Source organism: Eubacterium sp. AM05-23 (assembly GCF_003477535.1).
Taxonomy (GTDB): domain Bacteria; phylum Bacillota; class Clostridia; order Eubacteriales; family Eubacteriaceae; genus Eubacterium; species Eubacterium maltosivorans.
Genome location: NZ_QUDF01000003.1, coordinates 240121 through 252404 on the forward strand (window position 1 = coordinate 240121; position 12284 = coordinate 252404).

The following is a 12284-nucleotide window of genomic DNA, read 5'->3' on the forward strand; positions in this document are numbered from 1 at the left end:
CTTTATTATATGGGTATACCAAGAGAAAGGAGGCTCACATAATGGAGCTGTTAAGAATTGAAAATTTATGCAAGGTCTATGGTACAGAAGAAAACCAGGTAACCGCCCTCGACCATGTTTCACTCACAATTGAAAAGGGAGATTTCACGGCGATTATCGGTTCATCCGGTTCAGGAAAGTCTACCCTGCTTCATATGATTGGCGGTGTGGATGTGCCCACCAGTGGAAAGGTATTTTTGGATGGACAGGATGTCTATGCCCAGAGCAATGATAAGCTGGCCATTTTCCGCAGGCGGCAGGTCGGTCTGATTTATCAGTTTCACAACCTTATTCCCACACTCAATGTAGTGGAAAATATCACCTTGCCGGTTTTGATGGACAAGCGGAAGGTTAATCAGAAAAGATTGAATAACCTGTTGTCGCTGCTTGGCCTTAAAGACCGCCAGACCCATTTGCCAAATCAGCTTTCAGGCGGTCAGCAGCAGCGTGTTTCCATAGGACGCGCCCTGATGAACGCCCCGGCGGTCATGCTGGCCGACGAGCCCACAGGCAGTCTGGACAGCCGGAACGGCCATGAAATTGTCAATCTGTTAAAGTTAAGCAATAAAAAATATGGTCAGACCCTTATCCTTGTCACCCATGATGAAAATATCGCGCTTCAGGCGGATCGCATTATCGGTATATCTGATGGTAAGGTTGTGCGGGATGAGAGGGTGCGGCCATGAACATCTTCAACAAGGTCACTCTGCAAAGTCTGAAAAAGAGCCGTACACGGACGATTGTAACCATTATTGGAGTTGTTTTATCCGCTGCCATGATCACGGCAGTTGCCACCTTTGCCGTTTCTCTGCAAAATTATCTGATAAACAGCTCGGCAGTGAAATACGGGAGCTGGCATGTGGAGTTTCTGGATGTGGACTCCGCGTTTTTGCAGGAGCGAAGCCATGACAAGGGGGTCAGAGACACCGCGACAATTGAAAATATTGGCTATGCGGCTCTCAATGATGGAAAAAATCCAGACAAGCCCTATCTCTTTGTGACAGGCTTTAACGAAAAAGCTTTTAAAGACCTGCCCATCAAAATGATTTCAGGCAGGCTGCCACAGAACAGCGGCGAGGTTCTTATCCCCGTGCACCTATCGGCAAATGGCGGTGTCAATTATGCTGTGGGGGATACGCTTTCGTTGGCTGTTGGAGACCGTGTGAACGGTAGCGGCAGACTCACACAGCATACCCCGTATAATCCAGAGGGCGGGTCAGAAGCTGTTGTGCCAAAAGCCGAGAAAATCTATACGGTTGTCGGAATCTGTGAGAGGCCAAGCTTTGAGGAAGCCGCAGCGCCAGGATATACTTTGATTACAGCGTCCGACCCTGCCGACCAGGCAGACAGCTTTAACGTCTTTGTCACCCTTGATAATCCGCGGGAGGTTCAGAGCTACGTAAAGGACAAAGCTGGCGGCTACAACACAATTCTTAATGATTATGTGCTGCGTTTTATGGGACTTTCGGATGACACGCTGTTTAACACGCTGTTATATTCTGTTGGCAGTATCCTGGTTCTTCTGATTATGCTGGGTTCAGTTTTTCTGATCTACAACGCCTTTAACATCTCGCTTAATGAGCGTACGCGCCAGTTTGGGATACTCGCATCCGTGGGCGCCACATCAAAGCAGCTTCGGAATTCTGTGTTATTCGAGGGACTCTGTATCGGTGTGGTCGGCATCCCCATTGGCCTGGCTGTCGGCATTGGCAGTATTACCCTTGTGATTTCTGTCATCGCTGGCAATTTCAGGAATATTCTCTTAACCGATGTGCCTCTGACCTTAACAATATCTGTGCCGGCCCTTATCGCCTCTGCAGTTATCAGCATGATCACGATTTTAATTTCGGCCTATATTCCGGCGCGGAAGGCCGCGAAAAGACCGGTGCTGGAGAGTATACGCCAGACAAATGAAGTCAAAATCGATTCCAAAGCTGTGAAAACATCGGATTTCGCACAGCGTGTTTATGGCCTGGAAGGAATGCTTGCCCTAAAAAACTTCAAGAGAAATAAAAAACGTTACCGCAGTATTGTGCTGTCTCTTACCCTGAGCGTAGTACTGTTTGTATCGGCCAATGCCTTTGGGGAAAGCCTTAAGCAGGCAGCCAAGCAGTCTGTTGTCGATTCAGATTATGACATCTGCTTTACTACTCAGAATATGGATGAAAGCCAGCTGTTCCGGCTTTATGATAAATTGAAAGCGGTGGAAGGGGTCTATGAGAGCTCATATCAGGCGGTGTCAACCTATTCATGCACAGCCAGAGCCAGTGATTTTTCAGAACGCTACCGCGAAGCCCTTGGTCTGGCTTCCCCGGATGAAACAGTAGCCCTGCCAATGGATATCCAGTTTGTTGAGGACAGCGTTTATCTGGATTTTATCAAGGATCTGGGGCTGCCCGCAGAGGAGTATACCGGACAGAACGCGAAAATGACAGCTGTTGCTAAGGCGAAAGGGGACAGCGAACAATCGGGAAAGCGTTCGCTGTACAATATGTTTGACAATACCTCCATGGATTTCACCGTTGTGCCTGGAGCAGACGACGGGACTGCGCAGGATCAGGGTAAGACTGTAAGCCTGACCTTTGTCGATACCATACCGGTAGACGGAATCCCAAGACAATCCGCCCAGGTGAAAAGCGCTACCTTTATGATCGTCGCCCCTTATCAGCTGAAAAGTAATTTTGAGCCAGGGAGTGACGCTGTAACAGGCCTGACTTTCCGGTCAGATAACGCTGCACAGTCGGTGGCTGAGATGAAAACAGTCATCCAGAGCGAGGGGATTACCGCGAATTACAGCCTGTATAATGCGAATGAAATATTTGAGCAAAACCGCAATATCGTGTTCGTTGTGGATGTGTTTACCTATGTTTTTGTCTTCATGATCTCGCTGATCGCCACAGCCAATGTGTTTAACACAATCTCCACAAATATCAAGCTTCGCAGACGGGAGTTTGCCATGCTGCGCTCTGTGGGAATGTCGGACCGCGATTTTAGTAAAATGATGAATTTTGAGTGTGCCTTTTTCGGTATGAAGACATTGCTGTTTGGCGTACCCATAGCGGTACTGCTTTCATGGCTGATTTACAGGGGCATGGATGCCGGCGGCGCAAAGATCGGCTTTATCTTCCCCTGGGCCAGTCTTATTATCAGCGTAATCGGTGTGTTTTTTCTGGTGTTCATCACAATGCTGTATGCGACCCGGAGCATCAAAAAAGAAAACATTATCGACGCGCTTCGGGACGATATGACCTGATTTCAAATAAGATTTTTAAAATCTGTTTGCTGCGCAGCTGATATTGTTTTATACTTAAACAAGAAAGATTAAGGACTGAAAGGTTCTTAAAAACAAGGAGGCTAGTTAGATGAACGTGTTATTACTTAACGGCAGCCCTCATACAGGCGGCGCAGGTTATAAGGCTCTGGCGGAAATGACTGGAGTATTTGAGAAGAACGGAATTGAAACAGAGCTGGTTCAGGTGGGGAACAAAGCGGTCAGAGGCTGTATTGCCTGTAATTACTGCAGAGAGCATGGAAATTGTACCTTTGATGACCTGGTAAATGAAATTGCTCCCAAATTTGAAAAAGCAGATGGACTGGTCGTTTCCAGCCCAGTCTATTACGCGTCGGCCAATGCGACGATGGTGGCTCTTTTGGACCGGCTTTTTTACAGCACGCCCTTTGATAAAACCATGAAGGTGGGGGCGAGCGTTGTCACAGCCAGGCGCGGCGGCCTGTCGGCGACCTTTGACGAGCTAAATAAATATTTTATGATCAGCGGAATGCCAGTGGCGTCTGGACAGTATTGGAACAGCCTGCACGGCAGAAACGCGGATGAAGCGGCTGAAGATCTTGAGGGCCTGCAAATCATGAGAACCCTGGCTGAAAATATGGCATTTCTCATAAAATCCATTGCCCTTGGCAAGGAGCAGTATGGAATACCTCAAAAAGAGGAAACAGTATACACCAATTTTATCCGTTAAAAAGAAAAAATAGAAAAGTGATATAATGAACAGCTTTGAGAGCCGGAAGTTCCTGTTTGGACTTTCGGCTCTTTTGGTGCTGCCATTATTGCTGTTGAGGTTTTGTCTTTAAAAAACGTTAGCTTTTGTATTTTTCAATGGCAAAAGATATGAGTAAAACCCAAGTGGTCATGCTTTCGGATAAATCCAGACCAGTAAGGGCAGTAATTCGGTTCAACCGGTATTGGAGCGTGTTACGATGAATAAAGAGCTGTTCAGCTGATTGTTTCTGATTACACCTTGTGATCATAAAAGTACGTAACGTTTCATAATATTCCGTATGATGGCTTTGATCATGAAGTCTTAGCTGTGTTAGGGCAGGGTGGCAGTACCAGTCCAGCGGATATTTACCCGTATAATTTTCAAGCAGAGCATAAAAGGCATAGTTTGTAAAATTTACAACGCGATTTTTATCCTGATGCTTTTCAGCGAGTTTAATAACGCTGACCGATTGGTTAAAGTAGTGATGAAAATCCATAATATCTGAAAAACGCCAGCTGATTCCTATACGTGCATTGTCTTGCAACGCTAATTTTTCAAGAGCCTCATGTTGGACAGGAGCGACGCCTGAGGTGAGCGCGCAAATATATCCCTTTTTCTGGACAAGATGCCCTTCAGGAAAAATACCTTGCATTTCCTGCGAAAAGGCCCGCTTAATATATCGATTGTCATACCGGTCGACCAGGCGCGCGGTTACAGCCTGCATTTCTGCGGGAAAATCAAGGCTGTCCAGATTGGTGGGACCATTGTCTGAAGCGTTGTCAAGCAGTGCAAAAAGCGCGGCGGCGTAGGGCATGTCCTGTAGAGATACGGGTGCCTGCGGATGGTTTCGGGTGTAAGCGCTGTAAATCAGCTTTGCCAGTATGGGAAGTGTCTGTTGGTGCATGCTGCAAATGGGGGTATGATGGGCAACCATCACCAGGGCAGCCATTACGTGCCGGTCTTCTTCGATTCGTGCGACGAGCTTAGGCTGCATATCGCCTTCCAGAGTAATCTCCTGCACAGGCTGGCCGGTGCGGCTCCAGTCCTGCATGGAATTATTGGCACGGACCTTACGTGAAAAATCGCCAGTGTATGAACCTTGACGGATGTTTTCGGCCCACAAAGGATCCAGAATTTCAAAATCGCTGGAATAGCACAGCACAGCGCCGAAGAGATCAATGAGGATCAGCGCGTTTCCAATATAACGTGCAGCAGTATTTAAAATGCGTTCCATATCCGAAGCGTTGCTGGCCAGATCGATAAATTTAAGTAAATCCTCCTGTATAAAAGGCTTGACAGCCGGATAAAGTTCATTTGTCTGCAAAGTGGATTCCTCCTTATCAGAAAAACGCATATTGAAGTCTGAGCATAAGATTTAGGCAATATGCACAAATTTCTAACGTTTTTTCAGTCTTGTAACCGATATACATTATTCAAAGATGATGATATCATAAAAGCATCGGAAAAACAATCGGATAAAAATAAAAAGGAGTGAAAAAGATGATTACATCGTATGAGATTTTTGTACCCGTTATTATGGGAAGCGGTTCATCAATGCGTACCGGCATGAAAGTGCGGGAAATGGGATGCTCAAAAACGTTGGTCATTTATGACAAAGGAATGAAGGATACTGGCATCGCGGATCGTATTCTGGACAGTTTACACGAAGCGGGGCTGGAAACCGTGATTTTTGACGGCGTGGTGCCGGATCCGCCGGATACGATGGTAGAGGCTGCGGCAGAAGAAGCAAGGAAAGCAGGCATCGACAGTATTGTAGCTGTTGGTGGAGGAAGCGCGATCGATACAGCCAAAGGTGTCAATGTGCTGATCAATAATCCACCTCCGATCAGCAATTATTGTGGCGGCGTTCAGAATGGACTGAAGCCAGGAGTGAAAATGGTATTTATTCCTACAACAAGCGGCACGGGCAGTGAGGTGACAAATATGTGTGTTATTTCCCTTGTGGCGCAGAAAAAAAAGGACAGCGTTGTTTCGCCGGTATGCCTGGCTAATTTAGCGATTGTGGATCCGGACCTTACACTGGGGCTTCCACCTAAAATGACTGCGGCTACAGGCGTCGATGCCTTTGCTCACGCGGTAGAGTCGCTGACTGGCGGACAGGCTAACCCAATGGCAGACGCGCTTGCGCGGGAAGCTATTCGAATGATCGTTAAATGGCTTCCGGTTGCAATTGAGGACGGAAAAAATTTGGACGCTCGTGAGCATATGATTTTAGCTTCAACCTTTGCTGGAATGGCCTTTACCAACGCACTGGTACATATGGGACATTCCATCGGTCATACCTTTGGTGCGTTATTTCACCTCCCGCATGGCATTGCCTGTTCTCTGGCGCTTCCGGAGGTCATTTGCTATACGGCAAAAACAGAAGCACATAAGGTTCGTGAAATTTGTGACTGTATGGGTGTAGAGGTGCCCCAGGATGCGGATAATATAACAGTGGGAGAAATAGCCCGTGAAGCCATCCGATGTTTTTTGAAAAAAGCTGGAATGCCAAATATGAAAGAACTGGATATTCCCAAAGAGCCTCTTGGGGATATCGCAAAAGCGGTAACCCAAGATATCGGGTATGCGATTATACCTTATCGTATCAGCGCTTCAAAAGTACATGAGCTGCTTCTGCATGCTTATGACGCATAATGAGAGAGGAGAATGAACCATGTGGAATAAAATAACATTGGAGATGGATACACTTTCAGTCAACAAATTGCCTTTGGATGAGGAATACCATTTTCTGGGCGCCCGGTCCCTGGTAGCGGAGTATTTAATCCGAAATGTCCAGCCAACCTGTGATGCTTTAGGGCCAGAAAACAGGATTATCTTTTGTACGACGCTATTTGCGGGCACACCAATGACGACTGCCGGGCGACTTTCGGTAGGTACAAAAAGCCCGTTGACTGGAGGCATTAAAGAAAGCAGCGTTGGAGGCTGGGCAGCAACGCTGATGGCAGGTCAGGGGGTAAAGCTGATTGAGGTTCTAGGTCAGTCAGACGGTTTGTATTATTTATATATTGACCCAGAAGGGCAGGTTTCATTGGAGGATGCCTCCCATTACCAGTTGATGGGTAATTATGCTTTTAGCGCAGCGATGCGTCAAAAATATGGTGAAAAAATTGCGATTATGTCTATCGGTCAGGCTGGAGAGCGCCAATATAAAGCGGCCTCCATTCAGGTGACAGAGTTTGGAGAAGGTTACCCATCCCGGGCTGCGGGGCGCGGAGGTGTTGGCGCAGTCATGGGAAGTAAGGGACTGAAAGGAATTGTTATTGCAAAAGCCATAAAGCCTTACAAACCAGAATATGTTGATGAGGCACTTTTTAAAAAAGCCTGTGGAAAAATTAATAAAATGATCGCTTCTGGCGCATCGAAGGATCCTTTTCATAATATTGGAACCATATCAACCATTGAGTCGACCAGTAAAACAGGAATACTACCGGTTCAAAATTTTTCGGGCCGTCTGATGGCGGACTGCAGGGGCGTTAGCGCTCAGACCTTTTTGACCAATCTGGCCAAGCGGGGCGGCTGTAATAAAAAGCCCTGCCAGCCAGGCTGCGTGGTGCAGTGCTCCAATGTTTATAATGATGAAAAAGGCGATTACCTGACATCAGGATTTGAGTACGAGACGGTAGCGCTCTTTGGACCCAACTGCATGATTACCGACTTAGATATGATTGCGTGCATGGATCATCTTTGTGATGACATGGGAATTGATACCATCGAAATGGGGACAGGGATCGCAGTTTGTATGGAAGCAGGCAAGCTGAAATGGGGAGACAAGGCAGCGGCCTACGCGTTGCTTGAGGAAGTGCGTGATGGTACGGAATTTGGTATGGTGCTGGGAAACGGTTGTGAAAGCGCTGGAAAATACCTTGGCTGTGAGCGCATCCCTGTTGTTAAACATCAGGCTCTGGCAGGGTATGATCCCAGGAATACAAAGGGAACAGGGGTTACCTACTCCACCAGTCCCCAGGGGGCCGACCATACCGCAGGGCTGACTATGGGCCGGGCCTTTGATGACGCTGGACGCGCAGGGCAGGCCTATGCCTCAAATAAGCTGCAGTCTGTACTGTGCTTTGCAGACAGTATGATGTGTCTTTTTGCTTTTTCCAACTGTATTCCAGGGGTGCCCCATCTTGCTGAAATGATGGAAGGACTTTATGGCGGAAGCTGGAAGCCCGCCGATCTTCTGGGACTGGGCGTCAGATGTCTGTTGACGGAAAAGAAATTCAATACGCTGGCAGGAATGACCGTTGCAGATGACAGGCTGCCTTCCTTTTTCTATGAAGAGCGATCCAGAGCGACCGGTTCTCAGTTCGACTTAATTGATGAAGAGCTGGATGCCATCTTCGAATTCTAATGATAACCATTATTGATCCCTTCGGAAATCAGATTCAACTCGATTTTTACCAGGGCATGACTACCAACCAAGCATTAGAGAAAGCCCAGGTGATTTTCGACAGACTGGATATTGTTCTAATGAACCAGGAAAGAATTATCCCTCCACCTTTTGAAACAGAGGTAGAGGATAAAAGTACAATTCGCGTCCTCAGGATCGTCAGCGGGGGTTAATGGCTTACAGACAAAGGTTCGATAAATCTCTATTTCCATATCATCGCGTAAACGCCCAAAACTAGAAGAGTTATACTGAAAATTCGTGAATAGGGCACGTTAAAGCTTAAGAAAAACCCAAATAAGTCAAAGACCACTCTTTTGTGATAAAGAGTGGTCTTGTTTTTTACAGTCCAATGCCGAATTTATTTAAGTAGCCCATGATAAAGATAAAGAGAATCACGAAAGGTAAAATCCATGTTACGTAAAAGCGGATGCTCTTTGGAAATTTTAAGCCGTTGCCGGTATTGGCTTCAGTGATAAAAGCGTCCCAGCCCCAGCCTTTCTTAGAGACACAGAACAGCAGGTAAACAAGAGAGCCCAGCGGCAGCAGATTATTGCTGACGATAAAGTCCTCAAGATCAAGAATACCGGTGCCCTGGCCCAGCGGCTGAAAACCTGAAAGCACATTAAAGCCAAGAATACAAGGCATGGACAAAAGGATAATGGCGGCCAGGTTAATTAAAACGGATTTTTTTCGGCTAAAGCCCCAGCGGTCAATGGCGAATGAAATAATGTTCTCAAATACCGCGATAACGGTTGACAGTGCGGCAAAGCTCATGAACACAAAGAACAGAGCGCCCCAGACCTGGCCCATGGGCATTTCGTTAAAAATGTTGGGGAGTGTCACAAAAATAAGGGCAGGGCCTTCGTTGGGCGCGACATTAAAAGCAAAGCAGGCTGGAAAAATAATCAATCCAGACATAATGGCCACAGCAGTATCAAGCAATGTGACACGGAGGGCTTCGCCGCCCAGTGTGTGGTCTTTTCCGATATAACTGCCGAATATTGCCAGTGCGCCAATCCCAAGCGACAAGGTAAAAAAGGCCTGTCCCATGGCCGCGAAAATAGCCTCGCCTAAAATCATATTTCCCTGAGCGTCATACATCAGATTATTGAAGTCAGGCATCAGATAAAATTTCAGGCCTTCCGCCGCCCCTTCCAGCGTGACCGCGCGTCCAACCAGAATAATCATGACTGCCAAAAGGCAGATCATCATAACCTTTGTGATCTTTTCAACCCCATTTTGAAGTCCCCGGGAGCAAACCCCCATACAGATCAATACCACGATGACCATAAAAACCGTCATCAGGACAGGCTGTCCCATCAGATTTCCAAACTCTGCGGAAACACCGTCAGCGTTTAAACCGACAAAATCCCCCTTGGCCATTTTAAAGAAATAAAGCAGCAGCCAGCCAGCTATAGTGGTGTAGAACATCATCAGCAGATAATTTCCCGCGATACCGAAAAAGCTGTAGAGATGCCATTTTGTTCCCTTAGGCTCTAATTCATCAAAGGAACGGGCAATACTTTTCTGACTGGCACGGCCGACAGAAAATTCCATGACCATGATCGGCAGGCCCATGATGATTAAGAATAATAAATACAGTAAAACAAAAGCAGCGCCGCCGTATTTTCCAACAATATATGGAAAGCGCCAGACATTTCCCAAACCGATGGCACAGCCAGCCGAAATCAGGAGAAAGCCCAATCGGGATGAGAAAGTTTCTCTTTTTTGCACAATACATACCTCCCTTGCAAAAGTTTTCTTTTTAAATAAGTACAACTTGCAAATTATATCAGAAAACCTTAAGAGGGTCAATGGACGGTAAAGAAGTGCATAAAAAAGGACAGGGCAGCCCTGTCCTAAAAAGTAAAGTATATTTATTTTTTTGCGGGATGTCTGTCTTCGCTTTCTTCTGTTTCAGAATCATAGAGATTTTTGAAAATTTCCGCAGTTTTTATTCCAGCCTTCGCGTAGCTTTTACCAACAGCGACCCCGGTATCTTTGTAGGCCTTTCCAATATTTTTTCCAGATTGAATAATATTCTCAATTTCTTTTTTTACACTTGACATATTTTCAGCCACCTTTCGCATTGTTTTGGTCATATTTTTCTTGAATTTTTATGACAACAATATTATACTTTTATTTGAATCTATACACAATGTATAAATTCTATATGCTTTGTATGAATTTAAATAAAATTTAGAAAAAATGTATAAATTTGAATTGACTGTCCGATAATTATTTAGATTATAGAAGGGAAAAGTATGGTAAAAGAAAGACGGGATGTGCGAAAATCTAAAAATGCAATTAAGAATGCCTTTATTCAGCTCATTATCAATCAGGATATTCGAAAGATAACCGTTAATGACATTTTGACGCTTGCTGATGTCAGCCGCGGGACTTTTTATGCGCATTTTCTGGATATTTACGACGTCCAGGAACAGGTCGAAAATGATTTGATGGACCGCTGCATGCAGGTTATTGGAGAAAACAGCATCGACGATGTTATCGATGATCCCTATCCACCAATTTTGAAGTGTATACAGTTTTTGATGGAGCATGCTGAAACCATCAGAAGTTTGTCTCAGGGTAACCAAAATGGAGCGTTTATTACCAAATATAAGGTGATTTTAAAAGAAAGCCTGTTCAAAAGCTCCCATTCGATTACAAATGAAGTCACCTTATCCGTTATAGATGCCTGTATTGTTGGCGCAGTTGTGGAGGGCGGGTTGGAAAAAATTATACGGGATATTCCTTTAAATGCCGAGGAGACGGCCCAGATCATCAGCCGGTTTATTTCGCGCGGTGTAAAAGGAATGATTGAATAAAAAAGCCCCTTCGGAAAGCCCGAAGGGGTGTATGTTAACTCAGTATTAAATAAAATCTGTTTAAGCAATAAGCGGGATTCCGGAAGCGACAGCTTTAGCCAGGTAAGCATGTTTATTGAGACGGCGCCAGGTGATGCCGTTAAAGCCAGCTCCTCCAAGCATTTGCCAGATTTCTTTTTCAGAATACATGCGGATTTCTGTAACCTCATTGATGGGTTTGCAGAAGGTGTTGAGATAGCGCAGTGTAGCGCCCAGATAGGTATCGCAGATGACCAGGATGCCCTTTGGCTTTAATACCCGGTGTACTTCCTTTAAGACATTATCGGGATAAGGATAATGGTGGAAGGTTGAGGTGCTGACCACAACGTCGAATTGGTTGTCTTCATAGGGGAGGCACTGTGCGTTCCCAAATTTGAACGAGACGTTTTTGCCTTCCAGACGTTCTTTGGCGCCATTCAGACGGTCCAGAGAATAGTCAAAACCGCAGGCTTCCATGTCCGGAAAGGTTTCGAAAAGCTGCTCAAGCATTTTTCCGCCGCCGCAGTCAAGGTCGAGTAACGTTTTGAATTCGTGTCCTTCAAGGGATTCCACAACTTCCTGACGACAGTCATGGGAATACTGTTTAAACTCGCTGGTGTTAAACATTGCCGCTAAAACATCTCTACTGATAACAGATTTTTTTTCTGATTTTTCCTTGGTACTCATAATAATACTTCCTTTCGGCTTCCTGTGCCTACAGTGTAGCACGTTTCAAATCAAAAATAAACCTTAAAATTCACTTTAATTTAAAAATACTGTATACATCTTTTGAATGAAATCAAAACCCAAAAACTTGCAAAAATAGCGTTTTTAAAAGCGTTTTTTGTAATTGAAATGGAATTTTTGAAACAATATATTCCTGGATTGAAATTGAATTTTATTAAATTTTTTCATCCGCAATGGTGTAATGGCGTTTATCAAAAAGCTGTTGCGGGCGTGATAAGAATTCGTAAAATTTATTAG

The 12284-nt window shown here is 45.4% G+C and carries 12 protein-coding genes; 8 read left to right on the plus strand and 4 right to left on the minus strand.

Annotated elements, in window-relative coordinates; genetic code table 11:
- Positions 1-41: 41 nt before the first annotated feature.
- The 3 genes from DW091_RS05080 to DW091_RS05090 all read left to right on the plus strand — a co-directional run bounded on the left by DW091_RS05080 (position 42) and on the right by DW091_RS05090 (position 4019).
- Positions 42-725: an ABC transporter ATP-binding protein gene (locus DW091_RS05080; protein ID WP_038352694.1), complete on the plus strand. Its 684-nt coding sequence runs from the start codon at positions 42-44 to the stop codon at positions 723-725.
- Positions 722-3292, plus strand: a complete 2571-nt coding sequence (locus tag DW091_RS05085) for an ABC transporter permease (protein WP_118517561.1) — start codon at positions 722-724, stop codon at positions 3290-3292. Before DW091_RS05080 ends, DW091_RS05085 begins: the two co-directional genes overlap by 4 nt.
- Positions 3293-3401: 109 nt before the next feature.
- Positions 3402-4019 (plus strand): flavodoxin family protein, encoded by a 618-nt coding sequence (locus tag DW091_RS05090; protein ID WP_058693889.1) that lies wholly within the window; start codon positions 3402-3404, stop codon positions 4017-4019.
- A gap of 118 nt (positions 4020-4137) precedes the next feature.
- Here DW091_RS05090 and DW091_RS05095 read toward each other — a convergent pair whose 3' ends face one another.
- On the minus strand, positions 4138-5364 hold the full coding sequence (locus tag DW091_RS05095) for a helix-turn-helix domain-containing protein (protein WP_058693890.1): 1227 nt from the start codon (positions 5362-5364) through the stop codon (positions 4138-4140).
- Positions 5365-5540: 176 nt separating this feature from the next.
- Between DW091_RS05095 and DW091_RS05100 the strand changes: the two genes are divergently transcribed.
- From DW091_RS05100 to DW091_RS20035, 3 genes are read left to right on the plus strand one after another with little or no spacing between them, the layout of a single operon-like run.
- Positions 5541-6698: an iron-containing alcohol dehydrogenase gene (locus DW091_RS05100; protein ID WP_058693891.1), complete on the plus strand. Its 1158-nt coding sequence runs from the start codon at positions 5541-5543 to the stop codon at positions 6696-6698.
- Positions 6699-6717: 19 nt separating this feature from the next.
- Positions 6718-8415 carry an aldehyde ferredoxin oxidoreductase C-terminal domain-containing protein gene (locus DW091_RS05105; protein WP_118517562.1) on the plus strand — a complete coding sequence of 566 codons (1698 nt, stop codon included), beginning with the start codon at positions 6718-6720 and terminating at the stop codon, positions 8413-8415.
- Positions 8415-8627 (plus strand): hypothetical protein, encoded by a 213-nt coding sequence (locus DW091_RS20035; RefSeq protein ID WP_058693893.1) that lies wholly within the window; start codon positions 8415-8417, stop codon positions 8625-8627. The genes DW091_RS05105 and DW091_RS20035 overlap by 1 nt, the downstream gene beginning before the upstream one ends.
- 166 nt (positions 8628-8793) lie before the next feature.
- On the opposite strand, the gene DW091_RS05115 is transcribed toward DW091_RS20035, so the two are convergent.
- On the minus strand, positions 8794-10188 hold the full coding sequence (locus tag DW091_RS05115) for a sodium-dependent transporter (RefSeq protein ID WP_058693894.1): 1395 nt from the start codon (positions 10186-10188) through the stop codon (positions 8794-8796).
- Between the two features lie 143 nt (positions 10189-10331).
- Positions 10332-10535, minus strand: coding sequence for a hypothetical protein (locus DW091_RS05120; protein ID WP_158577829.1), 204 nt, complete (start codon positions 10533-10535; stop codon positions 10332-10334).
- Positions 10536-10718: 183 nt separating this feature from the next.
- Between DW091_RS05120 and DW091_RS05125 the strand changes: the two genes are divergently transcribed.
- Entirely contained in the window at positions 10719-11282 is a 564-nt protein-coding gene (locus tag DW091_RS05125; protein WP_058693896.1) for a TetR/AcrR family transcriptional regulator, read from the plus strand.
- Between the two features lie 60 nt (positions 11283-11342).
- Here the strand turns inward: DW091_RS05125 and DW091_RS05130 are convergent, their stop codons facing one another.
- Positions 11343-11987 carry a methyltransferase domain-containing protein gene (locus DW091_RS05130; protein WP_058693897.1) on the minus strand — a complete coding sequence of 215 codons (645 nt, stop codon included), beginning with the start codon at positions 11985-11987 and terminating at the stop codon, positions 11343-11345.
- A 102-nt stretch (positions 11988-12089) separates the two neighbouring features.
- Between DW091_RS05130 and DW091_RS20040 the strand changes: the two genes are divergently transcribed.
- Positions 12090-12284 carry a hypothetical protein gene (locus DW091_RS20040; RefSeq protein ID WP_158577830.1) on the plus strand — a complete coding sequence of 65 codons (195 nt, stop codon included), beginning with the start codon at positions 12090-12092 and terminating at the stop codon, positions 12282-12284.